Annotated in this window: 20 protein-coding genes; 8 read left to right on the forward strand and 12 right to left on the reverse strand. The window is 64.6% G+C overall.

Going from position 1 to position 24,111, the window contains the following annotated elements:
• Positions 1-90: 90 nt before the first annotated feature.
• Positions 91-837 (reverse strand): MFS transporter, encoded by a 747-nt coding sequence (locus AC1DDO_RS04540; protein ID WP_476971561.1) that lies wholly within the window; start codon positions 835-837, stop codon positions 91-93.
• A gap of 314 nt (positions 838-1,151) precedes the next feature.
• Positions 1,152-1,604: a glutamate-cysteine ligase family protein gene (locus AC1DDO_RS04545; RefSeq protein WP_476869391.1), complete on the reverse strand. Its 453-nt coding sequence runs from the start codon at positions 1,602-1,604 to the stop codon at positions 1,152-1,154.
• 248 nt (positions 1,605-1,852) lie between these two features.
• On the opposite strand from AC1DDO_RS04545, the gene AC1DDO_RS04550 reads away from it, so the two are divergent.
• Positions 1,853-2,335, forward strand: a complete 483-nt coding sequence (locus AC1DDO_RS04550; protein ID WP_476971516.1) for a sensor histidine kinase — start codon at positions 1,853-1,855, stop codon at positions 2,333-2,335.
• Between the two features lie 526 nt (positions 2,336-2,861).
• Positions 2,862-3,983 carry an alkaline phosphatase family protein gene (locus AC1DDO_RS04555; RefSeq protein ID WP_476971517.1) on the forward strand — a complete coding sequence of 374 codons (1,122 nt, stop codon included), beginning with the start codon at positions 2,862-2,864 and terminating at the stop codon, positions 3,981-3,983.
• 108 nt (positions 3,984-4,091) lie between these two features.
• Here AC1DDO_RS04555 and AC1DDO_RS04560 read toward each other — a convergent pair whose 3' ends face one another.
• Positions 4,092-4,934 carry a COG4705 family protein gene (locus AC1DDO_RS04560; protein WP_476971518.1) on the reverse strand — a complete coding sequence of 281 codons (843 nt, stop codon included), beginning with the start codon at positions 4,932-4,934 and terminating at the stop codon, positions 4,092-4,094.
• A gap of 719 nt (positions 4,935-5,653) precedes the next feature.
• On the opposite strand from AC1DDO_RS04560, the gene AC1DDO_RS04565 reads away from it, so the two are divergent.
• Complete coding sequence (locus AC1DDO_RS04565; RefSeq protein ID WP_476971519.1) at positions 5,654-8,317, forward strand: rhomboid family intramembrane serine protease; 2,664 nt, start codon at positions 5,654-5,656, stop codon at positions 8,315-8,317.
• A 130-nt stretch (positions 8,318-8,447) separates the two neighbouring features.
• Here the strand turns inward: AC1DDO_RS04565 and AC1DDO_RS04570 are convergent, their stop codons facing one another.
• The gene (locus AC1DDO_RS04570; RefSeq protein WP_476869386.1) at positions 8,448-9,782 is read right to left on the reverse strand and encodes an alpha/beta hydrolase; all 1,335 of its coding nucleotides are present in this window, start codon (positions 9,780-9,782) and stop codon (positions 8,448-8,450) included.
• A 278-nt stretch (positions 9,783-10,060) separates the two neighbouring features.
• Between AC1DDO_RS04570 and AC1DDO_RS04575 the strand changes: the two genes are divergently transcribed.
• Both AC1DDO_RS04575 and AC1DDO_RS04580 read left to right on the forward strand, forming a co-directional pair.
• Positions 10,061-11,356, forward strand: coding sequence for an alpha/beta hydrolase (locus tag AC1DDO_RS04575; protein ID WP_476971520.1), 1,296 nt, complete (start codon positions 10,061-10,063; stop codon positions 11,354-11,356).
• A gap of 315 nt (positions 11,357-11,671) precedes the next feature.
• Positions 11,672-12,166, forward strand: coding sequence for a GNAT family N-acetyltransferase (locus AC1DDO_RS04580; protein WP_476869384.1), 495 nt, complete (start codon positions 11,672-11,674; stop codon positions 12,164-12,166).
• 39 nt (positions 12,167-12,205) lie between these two features.
• On the opposite strand, the gene AC1DDO_RS04585 is transcribed toward AC1DDO_RS04580, so the two are convergent.
• Positions 12,206-12,523 (reverse strand): hypothetical protein, encoded by a 318-nt coding sequence (locus AC1DDO_RS04585; protein ID WP_476971521.1) that lies wholly within the window; start codon positions 12,521-12,523, stop codon positions 12,206-12,208.
• A gap of 138 nt (positions 12,524-12,661) precedes the next feature.
• On the opposite strand from AC1DDO_RS04585, the gene AC1DDO_RS04590 reads away from it, so the two are divergent.
• Both AC1DDO_RS04590 and AC1DDO_RS04595 read left to right on the forward strand, forming a co-directional pair.
• Complete coding sequence (locus AC1DDO_RS04590) at positions 12,662-12,958, forward strand: hypothetical protein (RefSeq protein WP_476869382.1); 297 nt, start codon at positions 12,662-12,664, stop codon at positions 12,956-12,958.
• A gap of 412 nt (positions 12,959-13,370) precedes the next feature.
• Complete coding sequence (locus AC1DDO_RS04595; protein ID WP_476869381.1) at positions 13,371-13,667, forward strand: hypothetical protein; 297 nt, start codon at positions 13,371-13,373, stop codon at positions 13,665-13,667.
• Positions 13,668-13,720: 53 nt separating this feature from the next.
• Here AC1DDO_RS04595 and AC1DDO_RS04600 read toward each other — a convergent pair whose 3' ends face one another.
• Positions 13,721-13,990 carry a hypothetical protein gene (locus tag AC1DDO_RS04600; protein WP_476971522.1) on the reverse strand — a complete coding sequence of 90 codons (270 nt, stop codon included), beginning with the start codon at positions 13,988-13,990 and terminating at the stop codon, positions 13,721-13,723.
• A 301-nt stretch (positions 13,991-14,291) separates the two neighbouring features.
• On the opposite strand from AC1DDO_RS04600, the gene AC1DDO_RS04605 reads away from it, so the two are divergent.
• Positions 14,292-14,870, forward strand: a complete 579-nt coding sequence (locus tag AC1DDO_RS04605; RefSeq protein ID WP_476869380.1) for a GNAT family N-acetyltransferase — start codon at positions 14,292-14,294, stop codon at positions 14,868-14,870.
• Positions 14,871-15,906: 1,036 nt separating this feature from the next.
• Here the strand turns inward: AC1DDO_RS04605 and AC1DDO_RS04610 are convergent.
• The 6 genes from AC1DDO_RS04610 to AC1DDO_RS04635 all read right to left on the reverse strand — a co-directional run bounded on the left by AC1DDO_RS04610 (position 15,907) and on the right by AC1DDO_RS04635 (position 23,842).
• Positions 15,907-17,238, reverse strand: coding sequence for an MFS transporter (locus AC1DDO_RS04610; protein WP_476971523.1), 1,332 nt, complete (start codon positions 17,236-17,238; stop codon positions 15,907-15,909).
• Between the two features lie 45 nt (positions 17,239-17,283).
• Positions 17,284-18,513 carry a M20 metallopeptidase family protein gene (locus tag AC1DDO_RS04615; RefSeq protein WP_476971524.1) on the reverse strand — a complete coding sequence of 410 codons (1,230 nt, stop codon included), beginning with the start codon at positions 18,511-18,513 and terminating at the stop codon, positions 17,284-17,286.
• 142 nt (positions 18,514-18,655) lie between these two features.
• Positions 18,656-19,495 (reverse strand): ABC transporter ATP-binding protein, encoded by an 840-nt coding sequence (locus AC1DDO_RS04620; RefSeq protein WP_476971525.1) that lies wholly within the window; start codon positions 19,493-19,495, stop codon positions 18,656-18,658.
• A complete protein-coding gene (locus AC1DDO_RS04625) occupies positions 19,492-21,186 on the reverse strand; it encodes a dipeptide/oligopeptide/nickel ABC transporter permease/ATP-binding protein (RefSeq protein WP_476971526.1) in 1,695 nt (564 codons plus the stop codon). Before AC1DDO_RS04625 ends, AC1DDO_RS04620 begins: the two co-directional genes overlap by 4 nt.
• Positions 21,176-22,207: an ABC transporter permease gene (locus AC1DDO_RS04630; RefSeq protein WP_476971527.1), complete on the reverse strand. Its 1,032-nt coding sequence runs from the start codon at positions 22,205-22,207 to the stop codon at positions 21,176-21,178. Before AC1DDO_RS04630 ends, AC1DDO_RS04625 begins: the two co-directional genes overlap by 11 nt.
• 15 nt (positions 22,208-22,222) lie before the next feature.
• Complete coding sequence (locus tag AC1DDO_RS04635) at positions 22,223-23,842, reverse strand: ABC transporter substrate-binding protein (protein ID WP_476971528.1); 1,620 nt, start codon at positions 23,840-23,842, stop codon at positions 22,223-22,225.
• Positions 23,843-24,111 lie beyond the last annotated feature (269 nt).

Genomic DNA, 24,111 nt, shown 5'->3' on the forward strand with positions numbered 1-24,111 from the left:
TGGCCACATCGTTTCCCAGAAGCCTAGCGGCCGGGGATTGAGACGGGAAGGTCCACGCAGGGTCCGGCCCCCGGTCACTCTGACCGCTTTTCACTCATGAGGGCCCCGGCCGGTGCGGAACTGCGAGATCAGGCTGATCAGGGCGAGGGCGACTGTAGCGCCGCCATATCCGGCAACAGTCGGCATGAGGCCCAGCGGGGCAGCGAGCTGGCCAGCGATGATGACGGGCAGGCCGAACGCGATGTAGGCGACAACGTAGATTGCGGCGACGATTCCTGCTCTCTGTTGGGGGCCGGCCAGCGGCACGATCAGGCGCATTGATCCGGAAAACGCTGCCCCGAAGCCGATGCCCGTGATGACCAGCCCGGTGATCATGACCGCAAGGCTTCCGGCGAGCACGCCGGTCACGACGCCGATGGTTCCGGCGATGGAGGCGTAGATCCCGATGGTCATTCCACGCCGGGGGCTGAGCCGCCCGGAGGCTACAGCCACGACTGCAGCCGTTGCGGGCGCAATGAATCCGCTGAGGGTGGCCGTGAATGCGCTGGTGGCGGCGCCGGTGGCGAGGCCCTGCAGGACTCGGGCGGCGATCACCCAGCCGATGCCGGGCGCCACGAGGAACGTCACGGTCGCCAGGAGCTGGACGAGGAGTGCTCCGATCAGCACGGGCCGCCGGCCGACATGGTCCGAAAGTGAACCGACGGTCAGCATGGCCACAAGAAAGCCGATTGCGTAGACGGCAAACGCCAGGGTCAGGACGGCCGCGGGAAAACTCCACCGCTCCTGGTAGAAGGGAAGCAGGGGTGTCGGCGCGCCCGCCGCCAAGTACAGGCTGATGAAGGTAACCGCGTTCCCCGTGAAAGCTACCCCGGAAGGAAGCTTGGAGCGCTCGGACCGAGCACCAGCAACTGGTGTACGGGTTTCAAGGGAGGAATTCTAGACTCCGGACCTGCACGGTAGCCCCGTGGACAAGCAGATGCCCCCAACTGTCGGCGCCCATGCCACGTCAATCGGACAGACTCCACGACGGCTAGCTCAGCCATGTCGCCGGGAGAGAGCCGCGGCACCGAGATTCTCTGCTCATGTGGTGCCTGACTGAACGGAAGCCCCTCCCCCTCCCAGGATGACCCCAACGCGACTGTATTTTGGATTTACACCCCACAGCGGGAAAAGAGCAATGATGCGCGGAATAGGCAGGCGTCAGTCAGGCGGCCGCGGAATAGGCCTGATCGGGGCCGCGTATTTTGCCATCGGCGTAGTGGTCGCCGCCACCCACGGCTAGCTTGTGGCATTGAATGTTCCCGGCAATATTGGACGTGGTATCCGCAGGTCAGCTGTTCGCGGGCCGTCAGAGCGAATTTTTCCATCGAGGCGTCATAACGGACTTTGCGGGTGCCCTGCGGTGAGGCCGGCAGCGTAGACGTGGCCAGGGCAGCGATCCTCGCGCCCGCCATCCCGGCCAGCGAGTCGGCATGGGCCCGTCCCGCCCGGATCTCGGCCGCGAGTCTGCCCGAAAGTGACAGCGAAGGACCACGGGACAGAGTCCGCGCGCAGGGGCGGCGGCGGTCACCTGTCGGGCGGGAAACACGAATCCGGCCGCGCAATCGATATGCAGCCCTGTCAGAGTCCCGGGCGCCAATTGCCCTTCACCTTGCCCGTCCGGGCGACTCGGCAAGCCGCATTATGTTCCGGCCTGACGCCCCTGAATGAATCGTCTCGGCGCCGCACGGGCCCCCATGGCATTCTTGTCGTTCACTGGATGTAGCCTTTTGGCGCTGGCGGATGGAATCCAGGTATACCGTCCTCGGCGCGGCACAAGAAAATCGCAACGACGCAAGCGCAGAGTATGAGCATGAAATCACTACTGAGCGATGAAGTCGTCGCCGTACGTGGCGTCCTCACCGATACGCAGCCGGTCGACTTCCATGCCCTCGGGGTCACCGGCGCAATCGACCGATTGACCATTCCCCTCCGCGAACGCGGAACCGCGGTGCACCTGGAGGCTCCGCACCACAGGACGGAAGTGGACCGGCAATCCGCAACTCTTCTGTACCGGGCGGCACAGGAACTCCTCAGCAATTGCTACAAATTCGCCCACGCTTCAATGGTGACGATCCGGCTCGGCTGCGTAGCCCAAGGTCTGAGCCACAGCGTCCAACTCAAAGTGACCGACGACGGCAGTGGTTTCGACGTGCCGGCAGCCATGATTGGTCGGCACACTGGTATGGGACTGCGCCTCATGCGAGCGGCCGTAGGCCTTGCGGGCGGAGAAATGATCATCGATTCGTCGGCCGCCGCAGGAACCTGCGTGACGATAACACTGCCTCTGGACTAGCGCCGGGCCGCATCGCACTCGTCGCCAACACAGCAAGGGCGGCGCGCGTCTGCTATGGCGGCTCCTGCCCCGCGTTCACCCCACGATTAATCGCTTCTAAGTAGGAGACGGCCTTCCCTACTCTCCCAGGTCTGCCGATTCCTACCGTTACGGAACTAACTGACCGGCTTCCTAACGGGTATCCGTTTCCGCGTCGACAGACGATGCCGCTTGGCTGTCGAACCCGGCCGGCCCGGCTTATCACTTAGGAGTGGGCGTTATAGCTTTTGGCCTTCAACTTGGTTCCGGCGCCTCCGGCGTTTCACAAGGAACTCCGAGGTTTCTCCGTGGCATTCCCCTATCTGTTGTGGAACAGTTCGAGTACCTGACGGTGTCCGCGCCGTGCCGACGTATGACCCGGGCTTGCCGGTTGATGATGCGGACGATCCTGTTGCAGTAGCCGTTCACCGATTTCAGCCGGGTCGGACCGTAGAGAAAGCCGGAAATGATGAGCCGGAATGTCGCAGGAAAGTGTAGGCGGAAGCTCATGAGGCGGTATCCGTGGCTGATTGTCGCGGCGGCCCTTGCCTTGGCAGCGGCGGGCTGCCAGTCCCCGCCGCCCGGCCCCGCCCCCTCCACCGGGACCGGAACTGCAACGGCCTCCCCGGCCCCGAACTCCTCTTCGACGGCCGCCCGCCCGGTCTCCGGGACCCCGGGACACGTGTTCGTGATCATCCTTGAGAACAAGGGCTACGACAAGGTCTGGGGTACGGGCTCGACGGCGAAGTACCTGTCCAAAACTCTGCGCGCCCGGGGCGTCCTGCTCTCCCGCTACTACGGCATCGCACACAATTCGAACCCGAACTATCTGGCCCAGATTTCCGGGCAGGCATCGAATGAGATGACTCGGAACGACTGCCCGACCTATGCCCCGTTCCAGCAGACCGGGACCGCAGCACCAGGCCAGGTGCACGGAACCGGTTGCCTGTATCCGGCCTCAGTCCCCACCGTCGCGGGGCAGCTCAGTGCGGCCGGGAAGACCTGGAAGGGCTACATGGAGGACATGCAGAGCCCCTGCCAGCACCCGGCGCCCGGCGCCAAGGACGACCACCAGGGTGCCACCGCTGGCGACCAGTACGCCACCCGCCACAACCCGTTCGTGTATTTTGAATCAATTACCTCGTCCCCGGACTGCCAAAGCACCGTCGTGGACTTCGCCCATCTCGCCGATGACCTGAAGTCCGTTAGCACGACCCCCAATCTGTCCTACATCACGCCCAACCTGTGCAACGACGGTCACGACAGCCCCTGCGTGGACGGCAGCCAGGGCGGACTGGAAAGCGCCGACGCGTGGCTCCGCCAACAGGTCCCCGCCATCCTTGACTCCCCGGCCTACAAACAGGACGGCATGCTCGTCATCACCTTCGACGAATCCGAGGGCAACACCACCGGACCGGCCGGGCTCGTGCCAGGCGGCACTGCGGGCGGAAGAGTCGGCGCCCTCGTACTCTCCCCCTTCGCCAAGGCCGGAACCACCTCGAACACCCCCTACAACCACTACAGCCTGCTCGCCAGCATCGAGGACATCTTCTCCCTCCCCCGCCTCGGCTACGCCGGGGCCCCCGGACTGAAACCCTTCGGCAAGGACGTCCTCAATAACAAACCCTGACCCCGCACTTCCAGGCATCCCGTCCATCCGCCGCAGTGTCAGCGGGTGTGCACGGGTCAGGGCCGCCCAGTCGCCGGCGGCCCCGGTACCGGGGTACGGGCAGCTTCTTTAGCCGAAGCGGCGGGCAGCGTTTCTTTTGCCGGCGATTGACAGGTAGGTGACCACTGCTGCGATGCACGCGGCGAGGCCCAGGCTGACGGGACCGGTCCCCCAGCCGAGACCTCCCCGATCGGAGGATACGGCCGTCCAGTCGGCGAAGGACGCCCCGAGCGGCCGGGTGAGGATGTACACGAACCAGAACGACGGTATCGCCGCAAGCCAGCCACGCCAATACCAGAGGGTGCCCACCCCGATCGCAGCGGCGAACACGACGCCCGACGCAAGATAGCCCAGGTCCAGGCTGTACGCGGTCATGTCGCCCGTCGCGGTGCCAAGGGCGAACGTGACCAGTACGGCGATCCAATAGAACCCTTCGCGGCGCCGCGTGTCCACGCTATGGATCGACAGGGTCTTCTCGGACCGGTACCAGAGGAGGAAAACGGCTGACAGTGCGAAGAGGAAGAACACAGTAGACACTAAGTACGGGACGCCCAGCACGACGTGCACCGCATCGGCAGCCATCGTCCCGAAAACACTGACCATAACCACGGCCAGCCAATAGACCCATGGAACGTAACGGCGGACGGCGAACTGCAGAACGAGCGAAGCAGCCAGGCCGCACCCACCCAGGCCCAGCGCCACGACAGGCTCGATGTGATGGACCAGAAAGTCCGACGTGGTCTCGCCCATCCCGGTCGTAAGCACCTTTGCCACCCAGAACCAGGCCGTGATTTCCGGAACCTTGACCCCGACCCGGCGTGCGCGAGCCCCTCCCCCGGCCGGCACCCCTGCCTCCTGCACCCCAGACGCGGCGCCGATACGTGAAATGTCCTGCTGTCGGGAATCTGTCATCCCGTGATTGTGCCTCACAGTCCCTACCGTTACCTGAACATGACAGCGCATCATCCGCCCGGACCCCGAAGGAAGGGGGCATGCTCTGTCCGGCCGTACCCCAGGCCGCTCTGCTGGTATTCGGGCAGGATTCATCACGTCCTCCAAGCGAACGCCATCCAAGGCGGAAGGATCAGGAGTCGAAAGCACCAGTGTCCGAATCGGGATTGCCTTGGGACGCAGTGGGCGGCAGGGACACACGAGCCGTGTCGGTCGATAACCAACTGGGAGCGTCTTTGCCAGGTTTCTTGTGTCACGGTTGGAGGTCAACCGCTCCCGTCGATTATTCAGTGAGGCTCATGGTTTTCCCAGCCAGGCATCGGAGAATGAAGGTATGTATTTGGTCGAAACCGGCGCCTACGAAAAGGCATCGTCGCACATCGCGCTGGCATTTGGTTCCAGTTCCTGCTCGTTGTCGACTTGCGAGGGGCGCGCCCGCTGCTGAAACTCATAACTCGGGGGGCGCTACCTGGACGACGTCAGCGGATGCGTCCTCAATAGCAGCCAGACTTGACGCCGGTGATGGAGCGAATTTTTCTTCCGGCGCTCCGGCCCTCTACTTGAATAGGATGCACGCTCCCGACACCGGCCCTCATGAACAGCGGTTAGCCGGTGCACCGTGCATCCGTCCGGCAGCTCCAGGGTCTCCCTTGATGCCGGCCGCCCTGAAAGGAATCCTCGTGACCGTGCTGCCGCCTGATCACGCAAGCGCGCCATTTTTCGCTTCCGGGCCCTTGAAAAGGCTGCGTGCCGCGCCGGTGACGGTGGGCTTTGTCCTGGTGTTCTGGGCTGCGGGAGCATTCTCCTCGTGCCTGATCTCTGGCCCGAGCCCTTCCCTGCGGACCCACTTGGCGGCGACAGCGCACTCCCTGCCGGGGAACTGGTGGGCCGTGCTGACGTGTGTGTTCTGGGCACAAAGCCTGGGCGGGTACCTGCTGGGTACGGCGTTGGTCCTCGCCGTCGGCATTCCGCTGGAACCTCGGATGGGAAGCCTGAAGTTCGCCGCCGCAGGCCTGGCTTCACACGTTCTGGGCATCGGTGCAGCCTTGGGGTTCCTGGCCCTGACACAGCAAACGCTGAGGAGCTTGACCCAGGAAATGAGCGGGCATCTGTTCCTGGGGCCCAGCGCACTGATCGCAGGGGCGTTGATGGCGGGGACCGCCATGATGCCAACCCTGTGGCGGCGCCGGGTCCGCCTGGTCGTCTTCGCGTTGCTGATACTCCTCGCCCTCTACAGCGGAGGGTTCGCCCACCTTGTCAGGCTCGGCGCCGCAGCGACCGGAGCTCTTCTGGGTCCGATCCTGCTGGGCAGGCTTCCCAAGTTCGGGCGCCCGGTGAGCTCCCGGCATGAAGGCCGTGTCTTGATCTCGCTCCTGGTGGCGGTTTCGGCCGTCGGCCCGGTCGTGGCTGGCCTTGTCCCGCATGCCGCCGGCCCCCTGGCGGTCCTGCGATTCCTCTTTACCAACATCCAGCCGGTGGACTCCCAGACCCTCCAGAACCTGTGCTCCGACCCGGGGTCAGCCAAGGACTGTGCCGCCGCCCACCTGCAGCTGCGCGCCGGAGCCGGCGGCATCTTCATGGGAATCCTTCCATCATTTCTGCTGTTGCTGCTTGCCGACGGCCTTCGCCGCGGCCGCCGCTTCGCGTGGACCGGCGCCGTGCTAATCCAGCTCGCTCTCTCGCTGCTGGCTGGCATCACCATTGCCGGGGTTCTCCTGCGAGCGGCACCGGACACCTCGGCCGTGGAGGGGATCGGCGCGTTCGCAGCATCGGGGTACGCACACCCGCTCAGCCTGATAGTGCCGTTGCTGCTGCCCATCGCCCTGAGTATTCTCTTGCTGCTAACGCGCAGGCTCTTCCTGGTGGCGGCACCGTCGGGGACATACGCCCGGCTCTTGTCACGGGTTCTTGCCGTGGGAGCGTCCCTTGGAGCGTTCTACCTGCTCGCCGGACTGGCTCTTGCCGGCGGCTTCGCACCCGTTCCCGGACCGGCCGAACTGTTGGCAGATATTCCGGACCGATTCCTGGCGCTCGGATACATGGTGGACGTGTCGCCGGCGTTCTTTCCCCAAAGCACCGCGGCGGTTCTGCTGTACGAGGGCATCGGCGTCATCTTCTGGGCCGCGACCGCCGTTCTAGTGTTGAACACTTTCTTGCGCCCGGTCCCGATCCAGCACAACGCCGGCGCCGCACGCGCCCGCGACATACTGAAAACGCGGGAAGGCAGCTCGTTGTCCTGGATGACGACCTGGCCCGGCAACAGTTACTGGTTCTCCGCCACGGGCGAGAGCTTCGTCGCCTACCGCGTCATCGGCGGGATCGCCCTCACCATGGGCGTGCCGGTCGGTCCCGGGCCGGACCGCGAGGACGCCTTCGCGGAATTCACCCGCTTCTGCATCAGGGAAGGGTGGACACCGTGCTTCTACTCCGTTCCCCAGGACCTGCGGGACCACGCCGCGTCGCTGGGCTGGCGGTCAGTTCAAGTGGCTCAGGAGACGGTCCTGCCGCTGGACTCGATGTCCTTCAAGGGAAAGAAATTCCAGGACATCCGCACGGCCATGAACAACGCCGCGAAGGCCGGCATTCGCGCGGAGTGGATGACATACGCCACCGCACCGTTTTCGGTCCTTGCCCAGATCCAGGAGCTCTCCGAAGAATGGGTGGCGGACAAGAAAATGCCCGAAATGGGCTTTACCCTCGGCAGCCTGGACGAACTCAACGACCCTGATGTCCGCCTGCTGCTTGCCATCGACGGGCATCACAGGGTCCACGCCGTCCTCTCCTGGCTGCCTGTCTACCGCAACGGGACCATCGAGGGCTGGACCCTGGATTACATGCGTCGACGCAGCACCGGATTCCGTGCCGGCGTAGAATTCCTCATCGCCTCCGCGGCACTCAGCTTCAAGGACGAAGGATGTGGCTTTATCAGCCTGTCCGGGGCGCCCCTGGCCCGGGCGAATGTGACGTCACCGGACCTGGCCGCCCACTCGGATCCGCAGACGGCGGGCGGCCTGGACCGGCTGCTGGACTGGCTGGGCGCAACTCTGGAACCCGTGTACGGGTTCAGGTCCCTGCTGGCCTTTAAGGCCAAATTCCAGCCCCGTTACGAACCCCTTTACATGCTCTATCCCGATGCGGCGTCGCTGCCCCCTATCGGAAACGCCGTCACCCGGGCCTACCTCCCCACCATCAATTTCGGAGAAAGCCTTGCACTGGCCCTGCGAATGCTTCACCGCCCCACCCGAGGGAGGCCCGCACCGCTCCGCAATCGGGAGCCGGTCCCGGGCGCCAACCACATCGACGAGCCCAAGGATGAACGGCCGGGTGCCGTCACCCCCGGCTAACCTCTCGCGGGGCGCCGGGACGATGCCGTGGGCCGATGCGCACGGCGCGTCGTCGCCGGCGGGTGTGGTCCGGTGGGTGCCGGGTCTTGAACGCCGAGGTCTTCGGCGCGGTGGCTGCGAAGCGACCGTTTCAGGGCGGGGTGAGGCCGAACCTTTGGTACAGCACCGGGAGCCCGGATTTGAGGCCGAAGTTAACGGCGTCCCCGAGGTGCCCGATCCCGGGCCCGACGAACCGGTTGGTAGTCATGCCGGCCGCCTTAGCGTCCGCTTCGGCCTTGGCGCCCTCCGGCCCGTATTTGGAGTCCAGGGCGCCGTTGGTGAAGATGGCGAGTTCGTCGTTGTATTTGTGTGCTTTGAGGATGGTGGCGGGTTTCTCTGCGGTGTATGCGGCTTTGTCCCCACCGAAGATGGTTTTCACCGTGTTGTCGGCGTTGCGGTCCACGGGGTTCAGCTCTCCGGAGATGTCCAGCAGAGAGCCGAAGATCTCCGGTCGCTTGGCCGCGAATGAGAGGGCGCATTCCCCGCCGTTGGAGTACCCGGCCACGGCCCACTGGGTCCGGCCGGTGGCCACGTTGAGGTTCTTGCGGATGTAATTGACGACGTCGGTAGTGACGTAGGTGTAGACGTTGCCTTTCGCGGAATCAACGCAAACCGGATTTCGATACGGATTGCCCAACTGGTCGATGGTGAGCACGATCGGTGCCAGACCGTGGTTTTGCTGCGCCAGCACATCGAGCTGCTGCACGGCGGTTTTGCTCTGCTCGGGGCCGCCCGGCTGGCCCATCATCATGACGATGATCGGCAGGGCCGGCGGATTGTCCACCAGAGCCGCGGGAGGCAGGTAGAGGAAGGCGTCGCGGGCGCGGAAACCGGACCCGTTCGCCGGTATCGTGACCGAGCCGCTCACTCCGGCTGACGGGATGCCCGCCGGGGGTTTCCAGCTCTGCCACAGCGCTGTCCCACTTTGTGCCTGCGGCACCGGGTTGAGTTTTGGCAAGACCAGATGGCTGGTGTGGTCAACGCCCAGCATGGCTCCCAACGTCGGGTTCAGCCCGTAGCCGGCGTTGATCCCCAGCGCCGCAGTGACAACGAACACCAGGCTGGCGACGATGGCGGCCGCTTTGCGCCACCAGCGTGACCGCCACAGGTTCACGACGCCGAGTCCGACGCCGGCGAACGCAATGATGACCCAGGTGCGGGTGCCCGCGTCCAGTGGCAGTCCGAAAACGTTCAGCACGACTTCGCAGACGAACAGGGTAATGGCTCCGGCCAGGGCGCCGCCGGCCACACCCGCGGTGGCGGTGATAATCCACGAACGGCGTCCTGGCCCCGTGGTCCGGCGGCGCAGCTGGGGTGGCAACAGCACCGGGCGCACGAGCAGGTAGAGCGCTGCCAGAGCGGAAAGGCCATAGATGGCGTAGAGCAGTGATGTGTCGATGATATTGAGGTTGAAAAGCTGTTCCACCCCGCCTCCTCCTGTTTGGCATGGCCCGTGCTGGCAGTCCCTGTCGGGACAGATCCACGACGGCCCCCGGCAGCGGCTATCCCCGGGACTTTATAGCACGCCAGTCATCATGGATGCTGGGAATCCGTCTTCCCAGCCGGCAGCAATCTTCAGCCGCTATGATCAGCGGCGTGACCGGACGGGCAGTCCGGGATGGGTTCAGGGGCCGAACGGCCCCGGCACGCCGGACGATGAAGTTCCGGCGGGACGGTGGCCGCAGAATATGGTCGACAGGGGACATGAAAAAATTCATTCTGGCTCTCAACATCGTTGACGGGCCCTTGATCGTCGCGGCATATGTGCTCAGCGCGGCTTTGTGCGCGACCCTTCTGGTGCGACGGGGGCCCAGGTCGTTCGCCATGACGGTACTCTGGGGTGCTGCCGGCGCCGTGGTCGGGGCAGTCACGTTAGTGGTGGCGGAGAAGATCGTGCAGGCATTTGGCAGTCCCCTCGACTGGTCTGTTCGGATCTGGGTCATAGTGTTCTTCGCCGGCCTCGGCGTCTGCGGGGCGAACTTCCGGGGATCCGGCACTTGGCGGAAGGTGCTCGCGTCCGTGGCGGCTCTCTGCTTTGCTGCCACGGCGACCCTGGGAATCAACGCCTACTACGGACTGAACGTGACGCTGGCCTCCTTCCTGGGGGTCTCCCTGGCCCCAAGGATTGACTTGGGACCGGTCCCACCCCACGTCGCCGCACCCCAGAAGCCGCTGTGGGAAGCGTGGAAGGCGCCGGCCGGAATGCCCTCCGAGGGTTCAACGGCCCAGGTGGTCATCCCGCCCCAAATATCCGGGTTTGCCTCGCGCCCGGCGGGCCTGTACCTGCCCCCGGCGGCACGGGTCCCCAATCCACCGGCCCTGCCGCTGTTGGTCCTGATGATGGGTCAGCCCGGCGATCCGGACCCGCAGTACGCGGCTGCAGTCCTGGATGACTACGCAGCACACCACGACGGACTGGCACCGATCGTCATCGTCGCCGACCAGCTCGGTGACCCCATGGTCGACAATCTGTGCCTCGACTCGCCCCTTCACGGACGCCCGGAATCCTTCATCAACCGCGACGTGGTCGACTGGGCCCGAAGCCACCTGAACATCATTGACAACCCGAAATACTGGACCATCGCGGGCTATTCAAACGGTGGCCAGTGTGCCATTTCCTTCGCCGCCAAGTACCCCTCGGTCTGGGGCAACGTCTTGGACATATCCGGGGAAGAATACCCGGGAGCCGAGGACCCCGGGGGCACCCTCCAGGACGTCTTCGGCGGCAACCAAGCAGCCTACGACGCCCAAAAACCGATCAACATCATGAAACAACAGCACTACCTCGATACCCGCGCCATCTTCACGGCCTCAACCGACGACCCCGTCTACCTGGACGCGGCCCGTCACGTCTCGGCAGCGGCAGCGGGAGCGGGAATGACCGTCACCTACTACGAGGTCCCTAACGGGGGACACGTCATCGGGGCGCTGAACGGGGGCCTGACCAAAGGATTCGAAGTCCTCTACCCCCGGCTCGGCCTCTCCCGGCCCACCCCGTAGGAGCCTCCCGGCCAGCGCTTGACCGTGCCGGGGCCGGCCCCAAACCCCATGCTCGCCCTGTAGAGCAGTCGCTGCCACCGGCCAGCGCCCTCGGTCGTCTTGGATCAGGTTGACATACTCACCGGAGTCCTGTTCGGAGGCGTCCGGTTGGTCCCGGAGCGGTGATCACGGGTACTTCGGGACGTTCCTTGCACCGCGGCCCGGCATCATCGGTTCCGCCGGATATCGTTGCGGTCCTGTGTCTTCCGCGCGCGCGGACGATGCCGGACACTATGTTCAACGGTGCCGCCCGCGCACCGGGGAAGGCATCGCCTCATGAACGCTTCGATCACCCTGGTTGCCACGACCGGACACCGGAACACCGCGCCGGCCCGCATCCGGGTCCGGCCCCTGGAACCCGATGATCTTCTCGAACTGGCCAATCTGCACCGACACGCTTACGCCGACCGTTCCGGACAGCGGGCCGGAGACCCGGTGTGGATCGGCCCATCCACCGAGGAGGGCAGCGGCCGCACCACCGAGGCAGCCTCCCTCGTGGCTTTCGGACCCGACGGTCAAATCACGGCCGCCCTCATCGTCACCGAACGCGACGGCGAGACCGTCATCGAAGAACTGTTCACCCACCCGGACCACCGACGCCAAGGCCTGGCCGAAGGACTCCTCCGGCACTGCCTGCACCTCCTGCACACCCTGGGCCGTACCACAGTGAGGGTCACCGTAGAGGACAACAACCCGGCAGTGATGGCCCTGTACCTCTCCCAGGACTTCCGCCGCCTCACGGACGATGACCCAGACACCGACTACGACTGAAAACCCGCACGGAAACCACCCTCGTCGCCGCGAACATATTTATGGGGTCTGGCCCGAAAAGACGCGGTCCTGTTCCCAGATTTCATTGAGCTTCTCCAGCTCGGCGGCCGTGTCGTAGCGGAGGTAGCCGACGAGTTCCCGGACCCTGGCCCAGTTCTTTTGCTCCACGTGGGCGCCGTCGTTCTTGTTCCCGGGCCGGGAGCGGGTGAACGTGATCTGGTGGGCATGGCAGTAGGCGAACAGGTGCTCGTTGATGAACTCGGAGCCGTTGTCCGAATCGATGCCGATGATCCGGAACGGGAACACCGCGGTGACGTACTCACCGCGGTGACGTGCCCAAGGGCCTCGAGGACCCATCTGGCGGCCTTGTTCCGCACAGACCGGTTCACCGTCCAGCCGGTGGCAATGTCGGTCACTGTCAGAGTGAAGCAGAACTCACCAAAGCTGTTGCCGCCCTTATGGCTCACCAGGTCGATCTCCACGAAACCCGGGACCGTGTCGTCCCAGTCGGCCCAGGTGCGGACCGGGATCTGGGACTTCAGCAAGGTTCCCGGCTTGGTGTGGGACCGTCCCCGCGGGATCAGCTTCGCCCGTTCACCGGCCAGTTTGCGGTCGACCGTCGCCGCGCTCATCCGGCTCAGCAACCGGGCCTGCTCATCGGTGATCACCAGCTCCTGCTCAGCGCGCAGCAAAGGCACCAGAACGGGCAACATCGGGGCCAGCAGCTTCCCCGCCGGGGCACGCCGGACCGACCAGCACTTGATCAGCGCGGGCAGCAGGTCAGTCCCGTAAACCGGTGTCCTCCCCGGCCGCGGCTTGACGATCTTCAGAACCAGAGCATCCCGCAGGGCCGCCCGGGCAAAGTTGCGGTGCCACCCGGTCAGCGCGACCATCTCATCCGGGATCCGAGACTTCCCTTTCCGGGAAGCGCCCTGATAGGCGAGGGCTTTTTTCTTCGTCACAGCCTGCCGCTGGGCCATTGTCAGCTCCATGAAAACGGGCATAGCTGGCAACCGGAGCCAACACCGTCAACCACGCCGCTACACGGAGGTTTTCACATGAGGCAACGTATCCGGCTACGCGGAGGTTTTCTATGAGTCAACGCGACCTGTTGACGTACCTGGTGAGCCAGGCGTAAACAGGGGCGTATTCATCCATCCGCAGGCAGTCCTTTGCGAGCCTGCACGCACGCAGGGAGCATGTCATGGCGGTTGCAGTCATCTTGGAGTTCGACGGAACGACTCTCGAGCAGTACGACGAGATCAACAGGCTGATGGGGCTCACTCCGGGCGGACCGGGCCCTGTCGGATCCATTTCACATTGGGCCACGATGACGGACAAGGGTCTGCAAGTGACCGATGTCTGGGAGAGCCGCGAGCAGTTCGATGCTTTCGCTCAGGAAAAGATCATGCCCCTCAGCGTGCAGGCCGGTTTCGCGGGGCCTCCCAAGCTGACCTTCCACGACGTGCACAATTACTACACTCCCGGGAACGGCGCCTGAATCCTGGTATTGCAGGGCAAGGCCAGCCACTTCAGTCCAGGGACTCCTCGGTGTCAAAGTCGGGAGGCGCAACCGCTGTTCACTCGGCGCGTTACATCGAGGGTCTTGAGGACCTGCTGCTTCTTTTTCTTGTGGAGGGAGGTCACCAGCCGCTCCGTCAGCTCGTGATGAATGAACGTTCCCTGCTTTTCAGCCTGATTCAGCTCGTACCAGCGGATGCCCTCGTCGGCGAGCAGGCTTTGCGCTCGCTCACCGGCACGCCGGGAAGTGTTCGGTGGGTCACGAGCATCCCGCCCCCGTTCCTCATCGCGTCGGGATGCCAACAGCTCACGTATTCCAGCAGGTCCTTGACTCGTCAGGGTGGTGGGTGCGGCCAACGAACAGGGCCATGGTCTCGACCTCGGGCCGGAGTCGGTTGAACTTGGACGTGGCCAGGGCAACGGCAGTTGAGACGATTTTCCGCACCTGCCTACCGAACCACGCTTGGGTGTAGGTGAACTATGCCGCTTGCGCGGTGACCAGATGTCGGAGTCCAATCCCGATGGGCCAGACGCTAGTACAGCGACAACAATTCAACCGCCCAGATCGATGTGACGGCTCTTCCCCCGGTGCGAGAATGTCTGCATGCTCACCTTCCTGGAGACTGAACGACTTCTGCTTCGGCAGTTCACCCCCGACGATGCCGAACTACTCGTGGAACTGGACAGTGATCCGCGCGTGATGCGGTACATCACCGGCGGTATCCCCACCTCCCGGGCCGACATAGAAGGCGACTTCCTCCCTGCATTCCTCGACTACTACCAGCGCTTTCCCGGCTATGGGTTCTGGGCCGCGCACGAGAAGAGGACCGGGGAATTCCTCGGCTGGTTCCACTTCCGGCCGGGCCACGACGACCCGCAAGATCAGCCGGAACTGGGCTACCGGCTGCGCCACGCGGCCTGGGGAAAGGGGCACGCGACGGAGGGATCGCGGGCGCTGATCGCCAAGGGCTTCACCGAATTCGGGGTCCAGCGGGTTGTAGCCTCGACCATGGCAGTAAACACAGCATCCCGAAGGGTGATGGAGAAATCCGGGATGCGCCTCGTGCGGGCCTTCTTCGCCGACTGGCCGGTGTCCGTCCCCGGCGAGGAGCACGGTGACGTCGAATACGCGATCACCCGAGACGAATGGGAGACTGACGATTCTCGCCTTCGTCCCCTGTGACCCGCCGGGACTCGACAATGCTGACCCAACATGTCCCCGGTCCCGAACACCGCGATTCCGTGGATACTTCTGACACAGCGCACGCAATCCAAGGCGAGCATCCTGCCCGAGCATTCGGAAAGTCATGTCACAGAGACCACATGGGTGCATGACCTCGTGTCGGCACAAATAGGGACGAACGGAAGCAGCCACCAGCAACGGCATCACGCGGATAAGAGTGTGGACACCGTACACACCCCGTTTGGCCGGACAAACAGCCACCAGCTTCTCCCCAGCCCCCAAGAAACAGCGAATCTCGGCCAAGAATCTGAAAAAAATTTCGCACAGGTCATGTCGTCACCACATCAACACGGCATGAATACGTACAGGACCAACCACGGCCACCAGAACTACCCAGAAAAAAAGACCCGGCGTGTCTGATCAGGAGAATCACGAGGCCCATCGCCCACAGGGTCGCTCACCCAGATCTCATAGCCGCTGGCCTGGTCAACGAACGTGCGCTGATCGGCTGCGTGCGCTGCTAGCCAGAGGCCGGAGGCATCGGGCATGACCGTGTCAACAGGCCACGGCGTTGCGTGACTCCCCCGAATCGAAGTTCGACGAGAAGCCCCTCGAGTTGCTGCCATTCTTCGACAAAGCGAAGCATTGCTCGAAAGGAGATGTCTGATTGCACAAGTTCTCCTCAACATCTGTTGTGATCTTTTTGGGCATGGAACAACTATTACGGTGGGACCAATGACATGGCTTCCGTGCCGCTCCGGCAATTCCGGGCGACGCCGGTAAACGTTACGATCTGATGCGGTCGACGGCGCGGCTGATCGGGACACTGACGTTGTGGCGCGACCTGGCGGCCTAGGAGTCGCTGTCAGACGTGTCCCTCCATCGCAGGACGAATCGGCGGCGCAGAAAACATCACCGACGGCCCGGTCCAGAGCCGGGGTGTACACGGTGTCCACCCTCTGGTTGCAGTTCGACAGACTTTACGAGACGTCGTGCACTGATCAGCCCCTTGCTGAAAGACGCCCTTGCCGCCGGTCTATCCGGTGAGGTCCTTCGCCCCGGTTTCCGGAAGACTCCACGCGACCAGGGTGGAGATTGCCAGCAAAACCACCACATAGCTGGTGAACGCTCCCGGACCGAACGACGCATTCGCCCAGTTCTGGAGATACGGTGCCGTCCCGCCGAAAACGGCCACGGCGACGGCGTAGGGCACAGCGACGCCCACTGTGCGGATCCGCGTGGGGAAAAGCTCTGCGAACACCGCAGGTGAAATGGACAGCGTTGCACCCATGAAAACCAGGATGATGGTGGCGGGCAGAAAGAGGGACCAGAAGCTCTGACCCACAGTGTTTACCAGCAGCGGGAAGAGGATGATGGGCACGCCGGTGCCTATCAAAAGGCTGGGTCGGCGGCCGAAACGGTCAGAGAACTTGCCCCAGAACGGCAGGGAAATGATCAGTACGACGTTACTTAGCACGCTGGCCAGAAGTGCGGTTCCCTGGTCCATCTTGTGAATGATGACAGCCTGCTGCACCGCGCTCACAGACCAGACGTAGTAGCAGACGGTGCCCCCGACGCCGAGGCCGATCACGCGGAGGGCGGAGCGCCAGTTCCTGCGGATCTCCGGCCACATCGGCTGGCGAACGGTCGTCTTCGCTGCGGTGAACGCCTCGGTTTCCTTCATCCGTGAACGGGCAATCAGGGTGTACAGGCCCAGGAGCGCGCCGACAACGAAAGGGACACGCCAGCCCCACGACTGCATGTCGGGTTTACTGAGGACGGTGTTCAGCAGCACCCCGAACAGCAGACCGATCACAATGCCGGAGGTGCCGGAGACATAGATCAACGAGGACCAGAGACCGCGGCGGGATGCCGGGGCGGACTCTGCAATGTAGGTCTGGGCTGAGGGCATTTCACCGCCGTGGGCGAGCCCTTGTAGGAGCCGGGCGCTGAGAAGCACTACGGCAGCCCAGGCGCCTGCGGAGTTGTAGGTAGGAACCAGCGCGATCATCAGTGATCCGAACGATGCGAGGCCCACGGTGGAGATCATCGACGCGCGGCGGCCAAGATGGTCCGCCATCCAGCCAAAGAGGAGGCCGCCAACTGGGCGGGCAACGAAGCCCACGGCGAAGACAGCCATCGCCCCCAAAAGCGCGGCCAGGGGGTCTTTGGGGTTGAAGACCTCTGTGGCGAAGTAGATGGCGAAGGCGGAGTAGATGCCCCAGTCATACCATTCGAGAGCGTTGCCCATGCCGGTGGCGACGAGAGTCTGCCGCTGGGATTTGGTCGCCTTGAGCGATGCCCTGGCGGCCGGGGTCTTTTCCTGCACGGCAAGGTGCGCCGTGCCGTCAGTTGTTGGGTCCATCATCAAAAGTCCTTGGTGTTGGGGGGAAGGATTGGGGTGCCGGGAAGGTCAGACGGCGGCGAGCTGGGCCAGTTGGCCCACGGCCAACTGGGTGTACAGGGCCGTACCGTCAACCAGGACGCTGTCATCGAACGCCGCGCGCGGGGAGTGGTTGAACGCCGTGTCCGGGCCGCCGGCAAGCGGGGTGGCGTCCAGGCAGATGAAGCTGCCCGGCACGCGGATTAGGACGTCGGCAAAGTCCTCGGACCCGCCCAGCGGTGCGGCGAGCCGGTGGTGGCGTTCGGCGCCAAAAAGTTCGGTGATCTGGTCGGCGGCAAAAGCGGTCTGGGCCTCGTCCGTCACCGTGACGCGTCCCCCCACCTGATAGTTGATGTCGACTTCCAGCCCGTGGGCAGATGCGATGCCTTCCAGCAGGCGCGGAATGGCCGACTGCATTTTGGTTCTGGCCTCGTCGGAATACATCCGCAGGCTCGCGCCGAATTCGGCCGTGTCCGGAATGACGTTGATGGCCTCGCCGGCCTTGACCATTCCGACCGAGACCACCACGGGGTCGTGGGCGTTGAACTGGCGCGTGACCATGTGCTGGAGGCCGAGGATCATTTCCGCCATAACCGGGACGGGGTCCTGCGCCTGGTGCGGCGCCGACCCGTGACCGCCGCGGCCTATGACCCTGACGAAGAGCGCGTCCGCGGCGGACATCATGACCCCCGGCTTGGTTTCGAAGCGGCCTGTATTGCCGCCCGCGCTGAAGACGTGTAGTCCGTAAGCGGCGTCGGCCCGCCGGCCGGACAGCTCCAGGATGCCTTCCTCAATCATCATCGGAGCGCCCGCCAGCAATTCTTCGGCGGGCTGGAACATGAAGACGACGTCGCCGGCCAGATGGTGGCGACGCTCGGCGAGCAGACGTGCCGCACCGACGAGCATCGCCGTGTGCAGGTCGTGGCCGCAGGCGTGCATGCGGTTGGCCACCTCCGACGTGAAATTGATGCCGGTTTCCTCCTGGAGCGGCAAGGCGTCCATGTCTGCGCGCAGCAGGACGGCCGGCCGGGCGGCGCCGTCGGACGTGTCTCCGGCGGTGCCGCGCAGAACGGCACCCACGGAAGTGAGGCCCTTGCCCAGGGTGATCTCCAGCGGCAGGTCGGCCAGCGCTTCGAGTACCTTCTCCTGGGTGCGGGGCAGTTCCAGGCCCAACTCTGGGTGGCGGTGCAGGTCGTGGCGCAACTGAACGATGTCGCCGTGGAGCGCGCGGGCATCTTCAAGAATTTTGGCGACGGACACGAAGTGTTCCCTTCGAATGAACGGGTGATCCACAAAAACGTGGTTTGGCTTCTTTCGAGTATGTGAGCTGCACTACCTGCCGTCCATGACCAATATTGCAGGAATAGCATGCCGTCGCGGCATAGATCAGTCGCTGGCGCCCTCAGTCGAGGGCGAAGCCGGGTGAGCCGGGGACGGAGGCGAGGAGCTTCCTGGTGTAGTCGTGTTGCGGGTCCCGGTAGACGGTGTCGATGGGGCCCTGTTCCACGATGCGGCCTTGGAACATGACCACCACTTCGTCGCAGACCTGCTGGACGACGGCGAGGTTGTGCGAGATGAACAGCATGGCGCTATCCACGGTGCCGCGCATGTCCTGGAGCAGCCGGATGACGTCGGCCTGGACTGAAACGTCCAGGGCAGAGGTGATCTCGTCCGCGATGACGAGCTTGGGCTCGAGCATGAGGGCCCGGGCGATCGCGATCCGCTGGCGTTGCCCGCCGGAAAACTCGTGCGGATACCGGGTCGCGGCGGACGGGTCGAGTTTGACCCGTTCCAGTGCGGCCGCGATGGCGTCCCGATGCTCTCTGGGGTTCGCGCCGTGTGGATCGAGCGCTTCGGCCAGAGTCTGCCCTGTGGTTCGGCGCGGGCTGAGCGAGGAGTAAGGGTCCTGAGGGATGTACTGAACTTCGCGGCGCATCTGCTGCCGGCGCTTGCCCTGCATACGGGTGAAGTCCTCGTTGCCGATGAAGATTTCGCCGCTGTTCGGTTTGTTGATGCCCACGAGGGTCTTGCCGAGGGTTGATTTCCCTGAGCCTGATTCACCGACCAGCCCCACCACGGAGCGGGCGGGGACGGCGAGCGTCACGTCCTTGAGCACGTGGGCGGCGCCGAAGCTGACATCGAGGTTGCGGACGGACGCGGCCAGCGGAACGTCGGTTCCGCTTGGTTGAAAGCCCGCCCCGGGCCCTCCGGGGACATTGAGAACATCTGCGTGTGCGTTCATGACGTGAGAACTCCAGGATTTTCCGGAACCGGGCCGCGATCCAGAACCGGGATGGCGGCCAGCAGTGCCTTGGTGTAGGGGTGGTGGACATCTCGGGCGGCCAGTTGGGCGGACGTCAGCCGCTCGACGATTTCGCCGGACTTCATCACCAGAATGGTGTCGCAGAGTGCTTCCACAACACCGAGGTCATGGGAGATGAACAGCATGGCGGTCCCCTGCTCCCGGCGGATGCGGCGAAATTGCCGCAGGACTTCTGCCTGGACGGTGACGTCGAGCGCCGTCGTAGGCTCATCGGCGACGATCAGCTTGGGCGAAGTGACAATTGAGGCAGCGATCATGGCCCGCTGGCGCATGCCGCCGGAGAGCTCATGCGGGTGCTGCCGAAGCCGGCGGGCCGGCTCAGTGATGTTCACGCTGGCCAGCGCCTGAGTGATGACGTGGCGTGCCTTGGCGCCTCCCATGCCCAGGTGGGTACGGAGCACCTCGGTGAGCTGGGAACCCATCCGCAGGGCCGGGTTGAACGTGGTTCCCGGATCTTGATAGACGATGCTGATGTCTTTGGCCAAGCGTGACGGGTCGGGCTCAGCCAGCATGTTCATGTTGTCCACACGCAGCAGGTCTGCCTCCACCGTCAAGCCTTCGGTGGGCAGCCCTGCGATGGCCATGGCCGTGAGGGACTTCCCGGAACCTGATTCGCCTACCAGGGCCAGCACTTCACCGGGATCGATACTCAACGAAATGCTCTTCACGAGGCCGGGCCCGCCGGGGACACCAATCTTCAGGTTCTCGACCCGCACGAGTGCACGGTCCGACGCCGGGAACGCCACCGTGCGGTTCTGGTGGACCACCCGGCGGAAGAAGCTCCGCTTGGCGCGGGGATCGGCGTCGGCAGCCAGCGCGTCGCCGATCAGCATGACCGAGAGCCCGGTCAGGGCGATCATGACAGAGGGGCCGACGGCCTCGACCGGCTGGGTGTACAGGGCCCCGAGGCTGTCGTTCAGGAGCCGGCCGAAGTCGTAGTCCGGGGACTGCACACCGAGCCCGATGAAGGACAACGCGGAGATTTCCACCAGGGAGAGCGCGAACACCGTGGCGGACAGGATCAGCAGGGGCTCGGCCATGTTCGGCAGCATGTGCCGTACCGCGATGCGGACCGGGCTGACGCCGAGGAGGCGCGCTGTGACCACATAGTCACTGCTGGACACCGAGGAGGCCAGATTGGCCGTGATCCGGGCGAAACCGGGAATGCCGGCGATGCCGATCGCGACGACGGCGGAAGCGACACCGGGTTCCAGCACGGCGGCGATCACCAGCGCGAAGATCAGGCTGGGGTACGCCACGGCGGTCTCGAGGACGCGCAGGGCGGCCTCGCGGACACGCCGGCCCGAGAGCCAGATGGCCAGGCCGATCAGGATGCCGGAGACCGCCGTAATAGCCGCGGCACCGGCGGTCATGAGCAGGGTCAGCCGGGTCGCCACGAGGGCGCGTGCCAGCAGGTCCCGGCCGAAGTCATCGGTGCCCAGCCAGTGTGCGGGGCTGGGTCCCTGGGCGGCGTCGGGAGTCAGCTGTTCGGCCGCCTGCTTCAAGGTCAGTGGTGCAATGACGGCGATGAGAATCAGTGCGAGCATCAGCGCGGCGCCCGTTGCCATGGCGGGAGTCCAGAACTCCCGGCTCCTAAACCTAGACGTCATTGGAAGTTCCTCCGAGGTTGCGGGGGTCGATGATGGCCAGGATCAGGTCCACCAGAATGATGATGAGGGTGGCCAGAAGCCCGAGGACAAGGATGATTCCCCGGATCACGGGATAGTCGCGCTGCAGGATCGCGTTCACGATCCCCTGCCCCAGTCCGGGCCACGCAAAGACGGTTTCGATGACCACGGCGCCGCCGAGCTGTGCGGCGAGGATGAGTCCCGAGAGCGTCAGCGTGGTGGTGAGCAGGTTCGGCAGGACGTAGCGGGCATGCGTGCGCAGGGCGCCCAGCCGCCAGCCGCGGGCGGTCCGGATGTAGTCCTTGTCCAGGACCACGGCGGTTTCGCGCCGCACAATCCGGGAGATGACGCAGATCGGGCCCAACATGAGGGCCGCGGTGGGAAGCACCAGCGAGTTCAGGGTCGCCGCCCCCGCGGCCGGTAGCCATCGCAGGGTCACGGCAAACACCACCACGAGCAGTGTTGCCACCACGTACTGCGGAATCGAGTAGATGAGGCTGGTCAGGAAGTTGAACCCGGCGTCCAGCCACCGGTTCCGCCCGCCGCGGGTGAGGATGGCCACCGCCATGCCCAGCGGCACGGAAACGAGCAGGACCAGGGCGATGGCCAGCAGGGCGATCTCGGCGGTGAACGGGAATCGAGTGAAGATCAGGGTGGAGACGCTCTCGCCACTGACGAAAGAGGTTCCCAGGTCCGGGCGGAGGACGCCCGAGACATAGTTGACGAACTGGGTGAGGAGCGGCAGGTCCAGGCCGAGTTCGGCCCGGACATTCGCGATCTGCGCCGGGCTGGCGCCGTCACCGGCGGCGATCACGGCCGGATCGCCCGGGATGAGCGGCACGATCAGGAACGTCACGACGGTGAGTACCGCGAACGAGAGCAGCAGCCCGCTGAGCCGGCGCAGCGAGAACCGGGCCCACGGATGGCGGATGAGGCGGCGTCCAGCACTCCCGGCATTAACACCGGGAGTGCTGGAAGCTTCAGCAATGCGTGAAGAAGTCATGAGCTGTTTTCCGTGCTACTTCGTGATCCGCATGGTGCTCTCGTCCGGCTGGCCATTCATGGTGTGCATGGCGAAACCGGACCGGATGGTCACCTGCGAGGGAAGGCTGGCCAGCGGGATCACGTGGGCTTCGCCGATCATGATCTTCTGGGCTTCCTGGTAGGTCCCGCAACGTTCGGCGTCGTCGGTCTGGGTCATGGCTTTGGCCACGAGGTCCAGGACGGGCTGGTTCTCCAGGCCGCCCCAGTTGAGGCCGCCCTTTTCCACCGGTGTGCCGATGACAGTGGACAGTGCGCCGTACATGGTGCCCCCGGCGTTGATACCGCCCATAACGGTGACGTCCCAGGTGTCGAGCTTCTGGGTCAGGTCGGTGCTCCACGTGGCGAGGTCCACGTTGCGCAGTTCAATGTCAGCACCTGCTGCCCGGAGGGCTTCGGCGACATAGGTGTTGGCTGCACCATTGGGGCCGAAGATCTGCGCGCCGACCATGCGGATCTTGACGCCGGCGAGGGCCTTCTGCGCAGCTGCAGGGTCCGCCTTGATAAGCAGGCCGGCGTCCTTGTTGGAGCACGGCACGCCCGGGTGGGCGAAGGAGGAATAGATTTCGCCGAGACCGCCCGAAGCTGCCTGGTTGAAGGCCGTGACGTTCAGCGCCTGGGCCAGGGCCCTGCGCAGGGCCGGATCGGTGAACGGATGGCCGGGCCGCTCATTGAACATCATGTACAGGCTGCCCTGCGGGATGACCTGGGTGCTGAAGTCCTTGTTGCCGTCGAAGCGGGTGGTGTCTTTGCCGCGGATGTTGGCGATATCCTTCGTGCCCGTCAGGAGCTCATTGGAGATGGCGCTGGCGTTGGCGTTGACGCTGGCCTCGATGGTCTTGGCGGGAGTGCCCTCGATCTTGGTTTCGTATGCCGGCCAGGTCTTGTAGTCGTCCCGGAGCGCGAACGTGTATGCCACGCCATGCTGCTTCTTGCTAAGGGTGTACGGCCCCGAGAACGCGCCGGCAACGTCCCCTGTGGTCAGGGCCTTGGGGTCTTTGAGTCCGGCAGGGCAGACGATGCCGGTGGCGTGCAGGCTCATGCCCTGCAGGAGGTCGGTCCACGGCTGGGCGAGCTTGACGGTGACGGTGCCGGCGGCGTCGTCGGCCGTGACAGTGGCGGGGCCATCACCCAGGACGAGGGGGCGGAAACTGGACTTGCTGTCCGGGGCAGCGAACACCTTGAGGGATTCGGCCACGACGCCGGCGGTAATGGGGGTGCCGTCGGAGCAGGTGGCGCCGCCGCGAATGGTGAACGTTCCCTGGGTGGGGGTGATGTCCCACTTGCTGGCCAGGTCGGAGACGATCTTGTTGTTCTCGTCGCGGCGCACCAGCGTGGAGAACAGGAGACGGTTGACGGCGTAATCGTCAGCGTTGCGGACCTCGACCGGCGCAAAGCTGGTGGGGTCGGCGCTCAGCACCGTACGGATGGTGTCGGTGGAGATCTGGCCGACCGCGGCGGCGCCCGGGCCGGTTCCGCCGCCAGTGGTACAGCCGGTGGCAGCGACGGCGATAACCGCAGCTGCGGCGGCCAAGGGAGCGAGCCTGCGTCCGCGGCGGGCGGAGATGCCTGCCGCTGACTGGTGGTTCTGGGTCACGAGTGGTCCTTCGATTGGTCCGATGCGGGTACGGGTGCTGCCTGCAATAGCTGAGGCGAACACCTGCTGATCGAGTATGTGATCCATCTCTCAGAACGTCTAAGACTCATTTTGTAGATATTCGATGCCTCTACGGCATAGACCGCGGCGTTCTGCGGGCAGACGCGGGGCGGCCACGCCGGGGCGCCCCGCGTCTGCGGAAATAGCTGCTCCTCCGGCACCTCATGTGACTCGATTGTTGCGGGGGCCGGGGCGGCATTCCGGAAACG

The sequence above is a fragment of the Arthrobacter sp. 10N43 genome, from assembly GCF_056394525.1.